Source organism: Phycicoccus sp. DTK01, assembly GCF_017312765.1.
Taxonomy (GTDB): Bacteria; Actinomycetota; Actinomycetes; order Actinomycetales; family Dermatophilaceae; genus Phycicoccus; species Phycicoccus jejuensis.
Window position 1 is genome coordinate 243,940 of sequence record NZ_BOPU01000001.1, and the last position, 16,883, is coordinate 260,822.

Genomic DNA, 16,883 nt, shown 5'->3' on the forward strand with positions numbered 1-16,883 from the left:
AATACGCTGGGTCCATGAGCGCGGACACCGACACCCCCGAGGCCCCCGCCGACGACCCCCGGGCGAAGGCCCGGCGTCCCCGCTGGGCCCTGCTCGGCGCGGTCTCCGTCGTCCTGCTCTGGCTGCTCGTCGGCGGCATCGGCGGGCAGGCCCAGGGCAAGCTCGCCGGCGTCCAGTCCAACGACAACTCGACCTTCCTCCCCGCGCAGGCGGAGTCGACCCTCGTCAGCGACGCGGTCGCACGCTTCAGCGAGAGCACCGAGCTGCCCTACCTCGTCGTCGTCGAGCGGACCGGCGGCGGGCGCCTGGACGCCGGCGACCTCGAGGCGGTGCAGCGCTTCGCCGAGTCGGTGCCCTCCCTCGAGCTGCCCGGCCTCGGGGCCGGCCGGACGCTCGGTGACTACCTCGTGCCCGGGTCGCAGGTCGTGCCCGTCCCCGCCCAGGACGGCGAGGCGGTGCTCGTGTCGGTCCCGCTCGACGGCACGACGGGCACCGCGGCCTCCGGGGAGACGACGCCGCTCGCCGAGGGCGCGGACGCCCTGCGCGAGGCGCTGCGCACGGACCTCGCGGCCGACGGGCTCGAGGGGTACGTCGGCGGCCCGGGCGGGCTCATCGCCGACTTCTCCGAGGCGTTCGCCGGGATCGACGGGATCCTCCTGCTCGTCGCGCTCGTCGTCGTCCTCGTCATCCTGCTCGTCGTCTACCGCAGCCCGATCCTGCCGATCGCGGTGCTCGTCAGCGCGGTGCTCGGTCTGTCGGCCGCGGCGGCGGTCGTCTACCAGCTCGCGAAGAACGACGTCATCACGCTGTCGGGCCAGTCGCAGGGCATCCTCTTCATCCTCGTCGTGGGCGCCGCCACCGACTACGCGCTCCTGCTCGTCAGCCGCTTCAAGGAGGCGCTGCACGACGAGGAGAGCTCGTGGGTCGCGCTGAAGAAGGCCTGGCACGGCGCCGTCGAGCCGGTCGGCGCCTCCGCGGCGACGGTCATCATCGGCCTGCTCTGCCTCCTGCTCGCCGAGCTGCGCAGCACCTCGGGCCTCGGCCCGGTCGGCGCCCTCGGCATCGCGGGCGCGCTCCTGGCGTCCCTCACCTTCCTGCCCGCCGTGCTCCTGCTCTTCGGCCGTCGCATCTTCTGGCCCTTCGCCCCGAAGGTCGACCACGCCCACGCCGAGGACGTGGTCGGCTCCGCCCGCGGCGTCTGGGGCCGGGTCGCCCGCCTCGTCGGCACGCACCCGCGCCGCACCTGGGTCGTCACCCTCGTCGCGCTGCTCGCGGCGGCGGCGTTCGTCCCCACCTTCAAGGCCGGCGGGGCCTCCATCGAGGAGACCTTCCTCACCGAGGTCGACTCCATCACCGCGCAGGAGGTCATCGCGGAGCACTTCGCGGCCGGCGCGGCCCAGCCGCTCCAGGTCGTCGTGCCGCAGGCCGACGCGGACGCGGCGCTCGAGCTCGTCTCGAAGGACCCCGGCATCGACTCGGCCTACCTCGGGCTCGTGCCCCCGCAGCCCGGCCAGGACGCCCCGCCGCCGAAGGTCGTCGACGGCGACGTGCTCCTCCAGGCGACGACGAAGGACGCGGCCGACAGCGCGGGCGCGGAGGACACCGTCGAGCGGCTGCGCACCGACCTCGACGCCGTCAGCCCGGACGCGCTCGTCGGGGGCAACGCGGCCACGAACCTCGACGTCCTCGACGCCAGCGCGCGCGACCTGCGCGTCATCGTCCCGACGATCCTCGCGGTGATCTTCGTCATCCTCGCGCTGCTCCTGCGCTCGCTCGTCGCGCCGCTCGTCCTCGTCGTCGGCAACGTCGTGTCCTTCGGCGCCACGATCGGGATCTCGGCCCTCGTCTTCGACCACGTGCTCGGCTTCACCGGCGGCGACCCTGCGATCCCGTTGTACGGCTTCGTGTTCCTCGTCGCGCTGGGCATCGACTACTCGATCTTCCTCATGACGCGGGTGCGCGAGGAGTCGCTCGTGCGCGGCACGCGACCGGGCGTGCTCGTCGGCCTCGCCGTGACCGGCGGTGTCATCACGAGCGCGGGGATCGTCCTCGCGGCGACCTTCTCTGCGCTGTCGGTGCTGCCCATCCAGTTCCTCGTCCAGATCGCCTTCATCGTCGGCTTCGGCGTGCTGCTCGACACCTTCGTCGTCCGGTCGCTCCTCGTCCCCGCGATGGCCCACGACCTCGGTCCGCGGGTGTGGTGGCCGGCGCGGCTCGTCGCCGACGGCGGACGGTCCGGGCCGGGGCACCACGCGGCCGGGGCCCACCCGCCGGCCACCGAGCCGGCGGAGGGGTCGCGATGACGCGGGTCGGGTTGGCGGGCTTCGGTTTCGCCGGGCGCGACATCCACGCACCGCGCCTGCGGGAGGCGGGCCTCGACGTCGTGGCCGTCTCGACGCGGGACGCCGCGCGGGCGGCGGCCGCGCGCTCCGACCTGCCCGGCGTCGAGGTCGTCGCCGACCTCGACGCGCTGCTCGCGGTCCCGGGCCTCGACCTCGTCGTGCTCGCCACCCCGAGCGGTGGCCACGCGGAGCAGGTGCGGGCCGTCGTCGACGCCGGCGTCGCCTGCGTCGTCGACAAGCCGCTCGCCGTCGACGCAGCCTCGGCCGCGGACGCGGTGCGGTACGCCGCGCGGGCAGGTGTGCCCCTCACCGTCTTCCAGAACCGGCGCTACGACCCGGAGCACGTGACGCTGGCGAAGGTCGTCGCCGACGGCCTCGTCGGGGAGCCGTTCCGCTACGAGATGCGCTGGGAGCGTTGGCGTCCCGTGCCGAAGGACCGCTGGCGCGAGAACGCCCCGCCCGAGGAGGGCGGTGGGCTGCTGCTGGACCTGCACACGCACCTCGTCGACGCCGCCGTCCGGCTGTTCGGCCCGGTGCGCTCGGTCGTGGCCACCGCGCACGCCCGCACCACCCGGGCGGAGGACGACGCGTTCCTCCTCTGCCGGCACTCCGGGGGAGTGGAGTCGCACCTCTCGGCCACGTCGCTCGCGGGGGCGCCGGGCCCACGGATCCGGTTGCTGGGCACCGCCGCCGCGTTCGTCCTGGCCGACTTCGAGGCCGAGGCGCACCCGTGGTCGGCACAGTCCGACCTCGACGCGGACCACGCCGGGTGGCTGTACCGCGGTGACGAGCGCCAGCCCGTCGCCCGCGCGTCGAGCAACCAGGCGGACCTCTACCGCGCCGTCGCCGCCGCGCTGTCGGCCGACGACCCGCAGGCCGCGATGCCCGTCGACCCCTGGGACGCCGTCCACGTCCTCGCGGTCGTCGACGCGGCCCGCGCCTCGGCGCGCGAGGAGCGGGTGGTCGCGGTCGTCGACCCACCGCGCTGACCGGGTCCCGTTCAGGGAGAGGGCAGCCGGCGCGGCTCGAGCCGCTCCTCGTGGGCCCGGTCGCCGTCCCGGGTGACGACGTAGGCGCCCTTGCCGTCGCGCTCGGACACCGCCTCCACCAGCTCCGTGCCGCGGTAGACGAGGCCGACGCCGTCGTCGGTGCAGTGCGTCTGGGGCAGGGTGCCGTCGGCGACCAGCGAGTGCACCAGCGGTCGTCGCCGCTCCTCGGAGTCGTAGTGGACGCCGTTGCCGTACGGCAGCAGCCCGAGGCCGTTGGTCACCGCGCGCAGCTCGGGGCCGAAGGAGTCGGTCGTGCCCCCGACGTACCAGCAGATCGAGCCGGCCGACACCCCGGCGAGCACGACCCCGGCCTCCCAGGCCGCGCGCATGGCGGGGCGGAGGTCGTGCACGTCCCAGACCGCCAGCAGGTTCGCCACCGACCCCCCGTTGACCCACACGACGTCCTGCTCGAGGAGGAGGGCCGCGGGGTCCTCGTGGTTGGGCATGGGGAAGAGCGACAGGACGCTGACGTCGAACCCGGCCACCCGGCCGGCCTCGAGCGCGCGGAACGAGAAGCCCTCCGGGTCCCCCGCGGCGGTGCCGACGAACGCGACCCGGGGCCGTCGGCCGTGGGCGCCCGAGAGCTCGACGGCGTGGTGCACGAGGGCGTCGAGCTCGAACCAGGTGCGGTGCCCGGGCCGGTAGCCGCCCGAGGTGGCGAGGATCGTCGGCGCGTCGGTGGTCATCGCGCCACCCTAGGGGCCGGGCGGGCGAGGACGCCTGTGGAAAACTCCACGGGCGTCCTCGTCGGGTCGGGCACGGTGGTGGCCATGGAGACGACGCAGGCGCCGGCCGTCCCGGGCTTCGGGATCGGGCGGCTGCTGGGCAGCGGAGGCACGGCGCACGTCTGGGAGGCGGTGCGCCTGACCGACGGGCGGCGCGTGGCGCTCAAGGTGTCGCACGCCGACCCGGAGGCCGCCGAGGCCGCGGTGCGCGAGGCGGCGGTGTCGAGCCGCGCGGCCGCCGAGCACGTCGTGCGGGTCGAGGCGTGCCTGACGCTGCCCGACGCACGCGTGGCGCTCGTCATGCCCCTGATGCGCGGGGGCTCGCTGGCCGCCCACGTCGGCGCCAGGGGTCACCTCGGGCCCGGTGAGGTCGTCACCGTGCTCGCCCCGCTCGCCGAGGCCCTCGGGCGGCTGCACGCGGCCGGCGTGGTGCACGGCGACGTGTCGCCCGGCAACGTCCTGCTCGACCTCGACGGCCGCCCGGCCCTCGCCGACCTCGGCCTCGGACGCGTGCTGGGGGAGGCGCCCGCCGCCGTCTGGGGGACGCCGGGCCACCTCGCCCCGGAGGTGCTGCTCGGAGCCACCCCCACCCCCGCCGCCGACGTCTACGCCCTCGGCGCGCTCGGCTGGCTCTGCCTCGCCGGCGAGGTGCCCGGTGCGCCCGGGCTGCGGCCCTCGCTCGCGGAGGTGAGCCGGGCGGGTGCGGGCTCGGAGGCGGTCGTCGCGGCGCTCGAGGCGGCGGTCCACCCCCGTCCGGAGGAGCGCCCGGGCGCCGACGAGCTCGCGTGCCTGCTCTTCGCGGCCGCCCGGCCGGAGCCGTTGCGCCTGCGGGTCGGCGGTGACGACGAGAGCGCGGTGACCTACCGGCTGCGCGCCGCGGCGGGCCGGCCGCCCGTCCCGCCCGCGGCGCAGCGGGGGAGGCACCGGGCGCCGACGGCGCCGCGGGCCGGCGGCCGCCTCCGGGTCGTGCGTGCCGCGGGCCTCGGCGCCTGCGCCCTCGGCCTCGTGGCGGCGCTCGTCGTGGCCGGGGTCCTCGTCGGCCGCGACGACCCCGCGCGGGCGTCGGTCCCGGCCGCGGCACCGAGCGCGGCACCGAGCGCGGCGCCGAGCGCCGAGCCGGCGGCCACGGACGACCCGCGCCTGGACCCCCTCGCCCCCGTGCAGCGGCCGCAGGAGCTGCTCACCGTGCTCGCCGACGAGCGGGCGGCCGCCTACCGCGTCGCGGACCCCGCCCGGCTGGACGCCGCCGAGACCACGGCCGGGGCCCTGCACCGCCGCGACGCCGCCGCGGTGCGCACGCTGCGCGCGGCGGGCACGCGCTACGAGGGGCTGCGCTACCGGGTCACCGACGTGGCGGTGCGCTCCGCGGGAGCCGATCGGGCGGTGCTCCGGGCCACGGTGGGGGTGGGCGCACACCGCGTCGTCCGCCCGGGCGACGACACCGACGTCACCGCTGTCCCCGGGGAGCCGGTGCTCGTCGAGGTCGTCCGGACCGCGGACGGATGGAGGCTCGAGGCGCTGCGCGCGACGTGAACGCCGCGCTCAGGCCACCAGCCAGCGGGCCGCGGTGTCGAGGTCCCCGTGCTCGTGGACGAAGCCGCTCGCGACGAGGGCCTCCCCGACGATGCGCTGGCTGCCCATGATCTCGCCGGCGAACTCGCCGACGACCAGCCGCAGCGCCGGCGTCGGGGCGGGCAGCACGGCCGGCCGGTGCAGGGCGCGCCCGAGGGCGGCCGCGACGTCCTTCTGCCGGGCCGGGGTGGGACCAGCGAGGTTGACCGGTCCGGTGACCTCCGGGTGGTCGAGCAGGTGCAGCAGCGCGCGGACCTCGTCGACGAGGGTGATCCACGGCCAGAACTGGCGGCCGAGGCCGAGCGGGCCGCCGAGCCCGAGCCGGGCCAGGCGCAGCAGCGGGGCCATCGCGCCACCGTCACGGGCCATGACGATCCCGGTGCGCGCGAACGCGACCGAGGCCCCGGCGTCCACCGCGGCAGCTGCCGAGGCCTCCCAGGCGAGGACGACATCGGCGAGGAAGCCGGTGCCGGCCGGGTTGGCCTCGGTCAGCTCCTCGTCACCGCGGTCGCCGTAGAAGCCGACGGCCGACCCGGACACCAGGCGGACCGGGTGGTCGGCCGCCGCGACGGCCCCCGCGACCGCGGTCGTCGAGTCGGTCCGCGAGGCGAGGATCTCGCGCTTGTAGGCCGGGGTCCACCGCTTGTCGCCGACCCCCGCGCCGGCCAGGTGGACGACGCCGTCGACGCCGTCGAGGACGGCCGGGTCGAGATGGCGGCTCGCGGGGTCCCAGCGGACCTCGTCGGCGGCCGCGGGGGCCCGCCGGACCAGCCGGACCGGCTCGTCGCCGCGCTCACGGAGCGCGGCGACGAGCGCGGTGCCGATCAGCCCGGACGAGCCGGTGACGACGATGCGGCTCACGGCGGGCGCGTCAGAGACCGAGGTCGGCCTCGAACGCCCCTTCCTCGAGTCGCTGCTTCATCGTCGTGAGGAAGCGCGCGGCGTCGGCGCCGTCGACGATGCGGTGGTCGTAGGACAGCGCCAGGTAGACCATCGAGCGGATCGCGATCGTCTCGCCACCGTCCTCGGCCGTCACGACGACGGGCCGCTTGACGACGGCGCCGGTGCCGAGGATGCCGACCTGCGGCTGGTTGATGATCGGGGTGTCGAACAGCGCACCACGCGAGCCCGTGTTGGTGATCGTGAAGGTCCCGCCCGCGAGGTCGTCGGGCATGATCTTGTTGCTCCGCGTCCGGTTCGCGAGGTCGGCGATCCCGCGGGCCAGGCCCGCGATGTTGAGGTCGCCGGCGTTCTTGAGGACCGGGACGATGAGCCCCTTCTCGGTGTCGACCGCCATGCCGAGGTTCTCGGTGCCGTGGTAGGTCACCTGGTCGTCCTCGATGCTCGCGTTGACGGTCGGGTGCGCCTTGAGCGCCTCGACCGCGGCGAGGGCGAAGAACGGCAGGAAGCTGAGCTTCGTGCCCTCGCGCTGCGCGAAGTCGGCCTTGGCCCGGTCGCGCAGCCGCGCGATGCGGGTGACGTCGACCTCGACGACCGTCGTCAGCTGCGCCGAGACCTGGAGGGACTCGACCATGCGACGCGCGATCGTCTTGCGCAGGCGCGACATCGGCTGCGTCGTGCCGCGCAGGCCGTTGTCGGCGGCCGGCTTCGCCGCGGCCGCCGGGGCCGAGGACGGCTGGGACGCGGGCGCCGCGGCGGGGGCCTCGGGCTCGGGCTCCGGGGCCTTCTTGGCCTCGGCGGCGGCGAGGACGTCCTGCTTGCGGATGCGCCCGCCGATGCCCGTGCCGGTGACCGACGCGAGGTCGATGCCGTGGTCGGCGGCGAGCTTGCGCACGAGCGGGGTGACGTAGCTGCTCGCGTCGGACTCGTTCTCGCGCGGGGTCGGCGCGGTCGAGGTCGAGGACGACGGCGCGGTGGTCGCGGCCGGGGCCTCGTCGGCCGCGGCGGCGGCCTCGTCCGGCTTCTCCTGCGGGGGAGCCTCGTCGGCCGGGGCCGGCGCGGGCTCGTCCTGCTGAGCCGGCTGCTCCGGCTCGGGCTCGGGGGACTCCTCCTTCGCGGGGGCCTCCTCGGCCTGCGCGGGAGCCTGCTCGGGCTGGGCGGCCGGGGCGGACCCGCCGCCGGACCCGCCGACGACCGCGAGGTCGGCGCCCACCGGCACGGTCTCGTCCTCCTGGACGAGGATCTTGGTCAGCGTGCCGGCCACCGGCGAGGGGATCTCGGTGTCGACCTTGTCGGTCGAGACCTCGAGGAGCGGCTCGTCGACGGCGACCTCGTCGCCCTCGGCCTTGAGCCAGCGGGTGACGGTGCCCTCGGTGACGGACTCGCCGAGCGCGGGCATCTGGACGGTCGTGCCGTCGCCTGACCCGCCGGAGGAGCCCTCCGAGGACGGCGCGGGCTGCTCCTGCGCGCCGCCGTCGGACTGCGGCTCGGCCGGCTCCTGGCCGCCCTCGTCGCCGGCCTCGGCGACCGCGTCGGTGTCGGCCGGGTCGGCCACCTCGTCGGCGGGCCCGTCGGAGGAGGACTGCTCCTGCGACTGCTCGGGGGCGGAGTCGCCACCGCCGGAGGCCGGCCCGTCACCGATGACGGCGAGGTCGGCGCCGACCGGGACGGTGTCGTCCTCCTGGACGAGGATCTCCTGGAGCGTGCCGGCGACCGGCGAGGGGATCTCGGTGTCGACCTTGTCGGTCGAGACCTCGAGCAGCGGCTCGTCGACCGCGACCTCGTCGCCGACACCCTTGAGCCACCGCGTCACGGTCCCCTCGGTCACGGACTCGCCGAGTGCGGGCATCTGTACACGTTCCGACATCAGTGGTGCTCTCCTTCGTGGGCGGTGGCGGTCATCACTCTAGTTGTGTGCGTGCAGGGGCTTGCCGGCGAGCGCCAGGTGCGCCTCGCCGAGGGCCTCGTTCTGGGTCGGGTGGGCGTGCACGAAGGGCGTGACGTCCTCCGGGTGGGCCTCCCAGCCCACGATCAGCTGGGCCTCGCCGACCTGCTCGCCCATCCGGGAGCCGACCATGTGGACCCCGACGACGGGGCCGTCGGTGACCCGCACCAGCTTGACGAAGCCCTGGGTGCCGAGGATCTGGCTCTTGCCGTTGCCACCGAGGTTGTACTCGTAGGCCTCGACGGCGTCGCCGTGGACCTCGCGGGCCTGCTCCTCGGTGAGACCGACGGACGCGACCTCGGGGTCGCAGTAGGTGACCCGGGGGATGGTGGACTCGACGACGGGGGCCGGCTCGAGCCCGGCGATCGACTCGGCGACGAAGATGCCCTGCGCGAACCCACGGTGCGCGAGCTGCAGGCCGGGGACGATGTCGCCGACCGCCCACAGGCCCTCGACGCCGGTGCGGCAGCGCTCGTCGGTGACGACGAAGCCACGCTCGACCGTGGCACCGGCCTCCTCGTACCCGAGCGCGTCGGTCACCGGGCCGCGCCCGACAGCGACGAGCAGGAGGTCGGCCTCGAGCTCGGTGCCGTCCTCGAGGCGGACGGTGACGGCGTCGGCGCCGTCGGTCGCGGAGGCGAAGCGGGCGCCGGTGCGGACCGTGATGCCGCGCTTGCGGAAGGCCCGCTCGAGCGCCTTGCTGGAGGCGGGGTCCTCGGCGGCGACGAGCCGGGGGAGGGCCTCGACGACGGTGACCTCGGAGCCGAACGAGCGCATGACGGAGGCGAACTCGACGCCGATCACCCCGCCCCCGAGGACGACGACGCGGCCGGGGACCTCGTCGAGGCCGAGCGCCTGGTCGCTCGTCACGACGCGGCCGCCGAGCTCGAGCCCAGGCAGCGTGCGGGCGTAGGAGCCGGTGGCGAGCACGACGTGGCGCCCGACGAGCCGGCGGTCGCCGACGACGACGGTGTGCGGGCCGTCGAGCCGGCCGGTGCCCTCGACGTACTCGACCTTCCGCCCGGAGACGAGCCCCTGGAGGCCCTTGTGCAGCCGGGCCACGACGCCCTCGCGGTAGGCCGTGACGGCCGGGAGGTCGACGCCCTCGAAGGTCGCCCGCACACCGAAGCGGCCCGCCTCGCGCGCCGCGTCCGCGACCTCGGCGGCGTGCAGCAGGGCCTTGGTCGGGATGCAGCCGCGGTGCAGGCACGTCCCGCCGAGGAGGTCCTTCTCGACGAGGGCGACCGAGAGGCCGAGCTCGGCGGCGCGCAACGCGCAGGCGTACCCGCCGCTCCCTCCTCCGAGGACGACGACGTCGTGGGTGGCTTCGGCGGTGGCCGGCATGCTGCTCCGTTCTCGCGGTGGCGGTCGGTGGGCACGGCGGCGCTGGGGGTGGGCGCGCCGGCCACGTCCCGCATCCTGTCACCCCCGCGGGCCCGCGCACGAGGTGGCGACGCGTGGCGGACGCACAGGGAGAGGGCAGGTGGCTCGCCTATCGTGTGCGCATGGCGTGGTGGAGACGAGGCCGGCGCGGCGGCGCCGCACCGCACGACGGCAGCGACCTCGCGAGTGCGCGAGCCCACCTGGAGGAGTTCGTGGGCACGCGGCGCGGGGTCGAGGCGTACGTGGAGCCGGCGACCAACGTGACCGCGACGACCGTCGTGCTCATCGCGCACGACGGCGAGTGGACCCGTCGCGCCCTGCCATCACGCCCTCAGGCCTTCGAGGTCGCCCGCAACCTGCAGGTGCCCGTCTACGACGTCAACCTCACCGGCTACCCGGCGCGGATGCGCGCCTGGACCGCGCGGCAGCGGCGCGACGAGCGCGCCTGAGCGAGAACCCGGTGGCTCCGCGCGCCCCGGCGTGGCACGGTGGGGGACCCGATCCCGAGCACCCCGAAGGAGCCGTCATGGCCGCCAAGGACCGACCCCGCGCCGCAGTGCCCGACGACGTCAAGGCCCGCTTCCGGGCGGCCTTGGACAAGAAGCAGGCCCACGGCGGCACCGACGTCTCAGACTCCTCCGAGCACGGCAAGGTCGACCACGCGCACGGCCCGGAGACCAGTGCCCGCCAGCAGATGTTCCGGCGCAAGAGCGGCGGCTGAGCGCCACCCTCCACGACGCGAGCACGGCGGGCACCCCGTCCGGGGTGTCCGCCGTGCGTCGTGCGGTCGGTGGTCAGGCGCGCGTGGCGTGCCCCTCGACGAGACCGAGCAGCGTCGAGACGCCGAACCCGGTGCCGCCCTTGGGGTTGCGACCCTTCGGTCCCTTCTCGTTGAAGGCCGGCCCGGCGATGTCGACGTGCGCCCACGTCATCCCCTCGGGCACGAACTCCTCGAGGAACTTGGCCGCGGTGAGCATCCCGCCGGCGCGGTCGCCCTTGTGCGCGATGTCGGCGGTCGGGGTGTCGAGCTTGGCGCGCAGCGCCGCCGGCAGCGGCATCGGCCAGGCGCCCTCGCCCGCGGCGTCGGCGGCCGCGACGACCTTCGCCCGGAAGGCGTCGTCGTTGCCCATGACGCCGGCGATGTCGTCGCCGAGGGCGATCATCTGCGCGCCGGTCAGCGTCGCGATGTCGACGATCCAGTCGGGGGTCTTCTCGGCGGCGAGGCAGATGCCGTCGCCGAGGACCATCCGGCCCTCGGCGTCGGTGTCGAGGATCTCGACGCTCGTGCCGTCGCGCATGACGACGACGTCGCTCGGCCGCTGCGCGGTGCCGCTCGGCATGTTCTCGGCGAGGCAGAGGTAGCCCGTGACGGCCACCGGCACACCGGTCTCGGCGGCGGCGAGGACCGTCGCGGCGACGGCGGCCGCGCCGGCCATGTCGCACTTCATCGTCACCATGCCGGTCGACGGCTTGAGGTTGAGGCCACCGGTGTCGAACGTGATGCCCTTGCCGACGAGCGCGACCGAGCCCTTCGCGTTCGAGGGCGACCAGCTCATCGTCACGATGCGGGGCGGGTTGGACGAGCCCTGGCCGACGCCGGTGATGCCGCCGAAGCCGCCCTTGACGAGCGCCTTCTCGTCGAGCACCGAGACGGTGATCTTCGCGGAGGACTCGGCCGCGCGCTTCTTGACGGCATCGGCGAAGGACTGCGGATAGAGCAGGTTCGGCGGCATGTTGACGAGGTCACGGGCCCAGTCGCGGGCGGCGCCGAGGACCCCGGCGCGGGCGACCGCGTCCTTGGCGGCCTTGCCCTGGCCCAGGCCCGAGACGACGACGATCTTCGGGCCGGTGACCGGCGCGGCGGCCGGGCGGCCCTTGCGCGCGGGCAGGGGAGCGGCCTTGTCGTAGACGTAGCAGCCGGCGAAGGCGCCGTCGGCGACCGCCGACAGCGACTCGGCGTCGGGCGTCGGGAGGGCCACGCCCACGGCCTTCTTGCCGCGGACCGAGCGCAGCGCGGACGCGGCCGCCTCGCGCAGGACGGTGTGCTCGAAGGCGGTCCGGCGGGTCGTGCCCTCCCCGAGGCCGGTGACGACGACGGAGGTCGCCTTGACGCCGGGCACCGCGACGACCCGGTGCACCTCCTCGGCCTTCCCGGTGGCCTCGAGGTCGGCGAGCACCGCCTGCAGGTGGACGACGGCCTTGCGCGGCAGCCCGTGGCCCGCAGCGAGGTCGGCGCCGTCGGGGGTGCGGACGGAGCCGACGACGAGGGCGTCGACCGGCAGGTCGGCTGAGGTCTTGGTCGTCACGGTCAGTGAAGTCATGGCGGCAGACTAACCGGGCCCGCCGGGGCGTCCGTGGGTCGCGGTACGGTGCGACCATGACCGACCTCAAGCACTCGCCGCTGCACGACCGGCACGTCGCCCTGGGCGCGAAGATGGCCGACTTCGGGGGGTGGTCGATGCCGATCGAGTACCCCGGCGGGGGTGTCGTCGCCGAGCACACCGCGGTCCGCGAGCGCGTCGGTCTGTTCGACGTCTCGCACCTGGGCAAGGCGCGGGTCAGCGGCCCGGGCGCCGCGGAGTTCGTCAACGCGTGCCTGACCAACGACCTGCGGCGCATCGGCCCCGGCCAGGCCCAGTACACGATGTGCTGCACCGAGGACGGCGGTGTCGTCGACGACCTCATCCAGTACCTGCGCTCCGACGAGGACGTCTTCCTCATCCCCAACGCGGCCAACACCGCGCGGGTCGTCGAGCTGCTGGCCGCCGCGGCGCCCGAGGGCGTCGTCGTCGAGGACCTCCACGACCGCTACGGCGTCATCGCGGTCCAGGGCCCGCGCTCGGACGAGGTCCTCGCCCGGCTCGGCCTGCCCGTCGACCACGACTACATGAGCTTCGTCGAGACCGAGTGGGACGGGCTGCCGGTCATCGTCTGCCGCACCGGCTACACGGGCGAGCGCGGCTACGAGATCGTCCCCGCCTGGGACGTCACCGGCTCGGTCTGGGACGCGCTGGCCGCGGCGGTCGTCGAGGAGGGCGGCCTGCCCGCCGGACTCGGGGCCCGCGACACCCTGCGGACCGAGATGGGCTACCCGCTGCACGGCAACGACCTCTCGCTCGACATCACGCCGGTCATGGCCGGCGCGGCGTGGGCCGTCGGCTGGGACAAGGACGCCTTCTGGGGCAAGGAGGCGCTGACCGCCGAGCGCGCCGCGAAGGAGAGCCGGCTGATGCGCGGCCTCGTCGTCACCGGCCGGGGCATCCCGCGCTCGCACTGCGCGGTGACCGACGCCTCGGGCGCCGTCGTCGGGGAGGTCACCTCCGGCACCTTCTCGCCGACCCGCAAGCAGGGCGTCGCGCTCGCGCTCCTCGACCGGTCGGTGACCCTCGGCGACGAGGTCTCGATCGACGTCCGCGGCCGGGCGGTGGTGGCCACCGTCAGCAAGCCGCCGTTCGTCGAGGCGGGGGTGCGCGGCGCATGAGCGAGCAGTGGTCCTGGACCTTCGCCGACGCCGACGGCGCCCCCGTCACCGGGGAGCCGACGACGACCACCACCTTCCCGACGCAGTCCGACGCCGAGAGCTGGTTCGGCGAGGTCTGGCACGAGCTCGCCGACGCCGGGGTCGCCTCGGTGACCCTGCACCGCGACGGCGCGGTGGTCTACGGGCCGATGGGGCTCGAGCCCGCTCCCTGACGCGCCGGGGCGTATCACCGTCCGACCCCCGCGCCTCCTGCCGGAGGACGATGGGTCGACGGGCCGGGAGGCCGGGGTGAGGAGGTCCGCATGGCGACGGAACCGATGCCGGTCCGTGACGCGTTCTTGGCCGGGCTGCCCTCTCGACGGGCCGCGCTCGCCGGGGGCTGGGCGAGCGCCGTCGTCGCCGTCCTCATCGCGCTCGGGCAGCTCGACGGGCTGGTCTCCCAGGTCGTGACGGCCGGCCGGACCGTGTCGCTGGGCGGGCTGACCTCGCTCGGCGCGGTCCTCTCGCCGGGGGCGACCCGCGAGAGCTGGGCGCTCGTGGCGCCGACGGTGGCCGCCGTCCCCGGGATGGCCCGCTGGGTCGTCGCCTACGCCCTCGTCGACGTCGGGCTCGTCGCGCTGTACGCCCTCGGCGCGGCGGCCCTGCTGCGCCCGGCCGTCGCGGGGTCCTCGCGCGGGCGGCCCTGGTGGGTCGCCGCCCTCGTGCTGCTCGGCGTCGGGGCGGTCGCTGACCTCGTCGAGTCCGCGCTACTCGTCGACCTCGCCGACGGCGCCGGCCACCCCACCGCGCTCGTCACGGCGAGCGCCGTCACGTGGCTCGGGCTGCTCCTGGCCCTCCTCGCGGTCGTCCTCGCCGCCCGGCAGCACAGCGACACCCCCCGGGGACCGGAGCACGGGACGCCCTACGGACCCTCGGACGTCCGCCGACCCTGCGGCCCCGCCCGCCGGGTCGTCGGCGCGCTCTACACCCACCGCTTCAGCCTGCTCGTCGTCGTCCCGTTCGCGGCCCTCGGGCTGGCCTCGGGCACCGACGTCCTCGACCAGCTGCCCGACGTGCAGCGGCAGTGGGTGGACTCCGGCCCGGCCCGGCACGCGCTGGTCAGCGGGGTGCTCACCGGGCTGGTCGCGGTCCTCGTCGTCGTCGTCGGCCGGCTGCGCAGCCACCACGTCGCGATGCGCGTCCTCGGCGACGGCCCGACACCGAGCGCAGCTCCCTACCGCAAGCCCTCGCTCCTGCCGTGGTTCGTGACGCTCGCGGTGCTCCTCGTCGGGCTGCCGCTCTCGCGGCTGCTCCTCGGCCGCTGGGACGTCATCGGGGTGCGGTTCGGCCTGGCCGTCGGCATCCCGCTCGTCGTGTGGGCCGGCTCGCTGTGGTGGCGCCGGCGCGGGGGCACGGTGCCGTGGAGCCCCTACCGCCGGCCGGTCACCGCGGAGCAGGCGGCGACGACCCGGGTCGTCGGCGACGTCCTCGGGGTTCTCGTGCTCGTCATCCCCGGTCTCGGGCTCGTCCGCGCGTTCACGGCGCCGGTGGCCCTCGGCAGCGGGGGGTGGAACCTCGCCCTCCTGCTGCTCGGTGCCGTGGGAGCGGTCCTCACCTGGCCGCACGCCCGGTGGGTCGCCGGCCTCCTGGGTCGCCACGCCCCGGAGGACCTGCTCGTCGCCCTCGTGCCGGGCCGGGTGCTGGGGGAGACCTCGCAGCAGCGCTCGCGGCTCGCGGGCTGGCTCCTGCTCGCGCTCGGGGTCGCCCTCTTCGTCGTGCTCGGCCTCTTCCCGGAGGGGAGCGCCGAGCGGCTGGGGGTCATCGGCGTCATGCTCCTCGCGGTGACCGCCGTGGCGCTGCCGCTCGGGGCCACCGTCATCCTGCTCCAGGGCGGCGGGGCACCGGACCTCCTGTCGCGGCCGATGACCCCGGTCCTGCGCACCGCCCCCGTCATGACGCTCGTGCTCCTGTCCGGCCTCGTCGTCGGGCTGACGGGGAGCGACGCGAGGGTGCACGGCCTGCGCACCCTCGCCGAGAGCGCCCCGGACCCCGCGGCCCGGCCCGACCTCGCGAGCCGGCTCGGGACGATGCTCGACGAACCCGGCTGCGGCACGGCGTTGCCCGGGACGTCGTACCGGGTCCGTCCGCTGTTCCTCCTCGCCGCCGAGGGCGGCGGCATCCGGGCGGCGGCCTGGACCGCGCTCGGGACCGACGCGCTGCACGCCGCCGGGGGTGACTGCGCCGAGGCGCTCGTGTCGTCCGGGGCCAGCGGTGGGGCCGTCGGCCTCACGGTGTCGGCGTTCGCCGGCACGAGCGGGCAGGCCTTCCCCGCGGTCGAGCGGATGGCCGGCCCGGACGCGCTCGGCTCGGCGGTGAGCGGCCTCCTCCTGCGCGACCCGCTGCGCTCGGTCACCGGCCTGGCCTTCCCGACGTCGGGGGAGAGCGGCTGGGTCGACCGCGCCGGGCTGATGGAACGGGCGTGGGAGCGCGCCGTGCCGGGGCTGCGGACGCCCTACCTGGCGCCGCCGGACGGACGGGTCACCGGCGCCCTGGTCCTCAACTCCACGTCGGTGGCGACCCGGTGCCGCACCCTGCTCAGCCAGGTCGGGCTCGACACCGCCCCCGATGCGCGCGACTGCCGGACCCCCACCGCGGTCCCCGACTCGGTCGACCTCCTCGCCACGCTGCGCACGGGGTGCACCGGCCGGTCACCGGCGCTGCGCGCGAGCACCGTCGCGCTCCTCGCCTCGCGCTTCCCCTACGTCACGCCGTCGGGCGTCGTCGCGACCGGGTGCCCGGACGGCGGGGGATCGCCCGACACGCAGCAGGTCGTCGACGGCGGCTACGCCGACAACGACGGGCTCGGGACGATCGTCGACCTCGCACCCCGGTGGCTGCCGGCTCTGCGGGCGCACAACGCGGACGTGGTGGCCGGACGTCTGGACGCCCCGCTCGTGCTGCCGGTCCTCGTCTACCTCGACAACGGCGAGGGCAGCGACCTCTCGGCCGTCCCGGCCGGGGCGACGAACGAGGTCCTCGTGCCGCTGCTGACCAAGGGGGCGGCGACGGCGGGGCTGTCCTCGACGGACACCCAGCTGCACCGGGCGCTCGACGTCCTCGCCACGCGCGACGTCGTCCCCGGCTGCGAGGACGCCTCGGGCGCGGTCTGCAGCGCGCTGGAGCGCTGGCGCGGCCCGGCCGTCAAGGTCTTCTACCAGCCGACCCGGCCGTCCATCGCGGCCCCGCTCGGCTGGGTGCTGTCGCGGGAGTCGCTGCGGACGCTGCGCTGCGCGCGCGACGACCAGGTCGCGGGCACCGGCCTGACGCCCGTCGCGAGCGGGGCCTGCGACACCGCACCGGCGGTCGCGTCCGAGGGGCTCGCGCCCACCGTCGTCGCCGAGGCCTGCACGGCCGCCGACCGCGACACCTCGCCGCTGTCGGCCCGCGGCTACGGGACGATGCGTTCGGCGCTCTGCCTCGCCCGCGGGGCGAGCGGCGGCTGAGCCG

At 75.8% G+C, this 16,883-nt stretch carries 13 protein-coding genes; 8 read left to right on the top strand and 5 right to left on the bottom strand.

The features are described from left to right. Positions 1-14 precede the first annotated feature (14 nt). Positions 15-2,303, top strand: a complete 2,289-nt coding sequence (locus tag J3473_RS01060) for an MMPL family transporter (protein ID WP_207021561.1) — start codon at positions 15-17, stop codon at positions 2,301-2,303. Next, complete coding sequence (locus J3473_RS01065; protein ID WP_207021562.1) at positions 2,300-3,331, top strand: Gfo/Idh/MocA family protein; 1,032 nt, start codon at positions 2,300-2,302, stop codon at positions 3,329-3,331. The genes J3473_RS01060 and J3473_RS01065 overlap by 4 nt, the downstream gene beginning before the upstream one ends. 11 nt (positions 3,332-3,342) lie before the next feature. Here J3473_RS01065 and J3473_RS01070 read toward each other — a convergent pair whose 3' ends face one another. Continuing rightward, entirely contained in the window at positions 3,343-4,077 is a 735-nt protein-coding gene (locus J3473_RS01070) for a peptidase E (RefSeq protein ID WP_207021563.1), read from the bottom strand. A gap of 36 nt (positions 4,078-4,113) precedes the next feature. Between J3473_RS01070 and J3473_RS01075 the strand changes: the two genes are divergently transcribed. Further along, positions 4,114-5,649 (top strand): serine/threonine-protein kinase, encoded by a 1,536-nt coding sequence (locus J3473_RS01075; RefSeq protein WP_207021564.1) that lies wholly within the window; start codon positions 4,114-4,116, stop codon positions 5,647-5,649. A 9-nt stretch (positions 5,650-5,658) separates the two neighbouring features. On the opposite strand, the gene J3473_RS01080 is transcribed toward J3473_RS01075, so the two are convergent. The 3 genes from J3473_RS01080 to lpdA are packed head-to-tail and all read right to left on the bottom strand — an operon-like array spanning position 5,659 to position 9,877. Beyond that, positions 5,659-6,549 carry a TIGR01777 family oxidoreductase gene (locus J3473_RS01080; protein WP_036829692.1) on the bottom strand — a complete coding sequence of 297 codons (891 nt, stop codon included), beginning with the start codon at positions 6,547-6,549 and terminating at the stop codon, positions 5,659-5,661. 10 nt (positions 6,550-6,559) lie between these two features. Then, on the bottom strand, positions 6,560-8,455 hold the full coding sequence (sucB, locus tag J3473_RS01085) for a 2-oxoglutarate dehydrogenase, E2 component, dihydrolipoamide succinyltransferase (protein ID WP_207021565.1): 1,896 nt from the start codon (positions 8,453-8,455) through the stop codon (positions 6,560-6,562). A gap of 39 nt (positions 8,456-8,494) precedes the next feature. Further along, positions 8,495-9,877 (bottom strand): dihydrolipoyl dehydrogenase, encoded by a 1,383-nt coding sequence (lpdA, locus tag J3473_RS01090; protein WP_207021566.1) that lies wholly within the window; start codon positions 9,875-9,877, stop codon positions 8,495-8,497. A gap of 161 nt (positions 9,878-10,038) precedes the next feature. Here lpdA and J3473_RS01095 point away from each other — a divergent pair, with 161 nt between their 5' ends. Both J3473_RS01095 and J3473_RS01100 read left to right on the top strand, forming a co-directional pair. Then, the gene (locus J3473_RS01095) at positions 10,039-10,365 is read left to right on the top strand and encodes a hypothetical protein (protein ID WP_030528208.1); all 327 of its coding nucleotides are present in this window, start codon (positions 10,039-10,041) and stop codon (positions 10,363-10,365) included. Between the two features lie 77 nt (positions 10,366-10,442). Next, positions 10,443-10,637 carry a DUF5302 domain-containing protein gene (locus J3473_RS01100; protein WP_030528209.1) on the top strand — a complete coding sequence of 65 codons (195 nt, stop codon included), beginning with the start codon at positions 10,443-10,445 and terminating at the stop codon, positions 10,635-10,637. Positions 10,638-10,710: 73 nt separating this feature from the next. Here the strand turns inward: J3473_RS01100 and J3473_RS01105 are convergent, their stop codons facing one another. Next, complete coding sequence (locus tag J3473_RS01105) at positions 10,711-12,237, bottom strand: leucyl aminopeptidase (RefSeq protein ID WP_207021567.1); 1,527 nt, start codon at positions 12,235-12,237, stop codon at positions 10,711-10,713. Positions 12,238-12,293: 56 nt separating this feature from the next. Between J3473_RS01105 and gcvT the strand changes: the two genes are divergently transcribed. The 3 genes from gcvT to J3473_RS01120 all read left to right on the top strand — a co-directional run bounded on the left by gcvT (position 12,294) and on the right by J3473_RS01120 (position 16,879). Next, complete coding sequence (gene gcvT, locus J3473_RS01110) at positions 12,294-13,397, top strand: glycine cleavage system aminomethyltransferase GcvT (protein ID WP_207021568.1); 1,104 nt, start codon at positions 12,294-12,296, stop codon at positions 13,395-13,397. Beyond that, positions 13,394-13,609: a hypothetical protein gene (locus J3473_RS01115; protein ID WP_030528212.1), complete on the top strand. Its 216-nt coding sequence runs from the start codon at positions 13,394-13,396 to the stop codon at positions 13,607-13,609. Before gcvT ends, J3473_RS01115 begins: the two co-directional genes overlap by 4 nt. A gap of 90 nt (positions 13,610-13,699) precedes the next feature. Then, complete coding sequence (locus J3473_RS01120; protein WP_207021569.1) at positions 13,700-16,879, top strand: hypothetical protein; 3,180 nt, start codon at positions 13,700-13,702, stop codon at positions 16,877-16,879. Positions 16,880-16,883 lie beyond the last annotated feature (4 nt).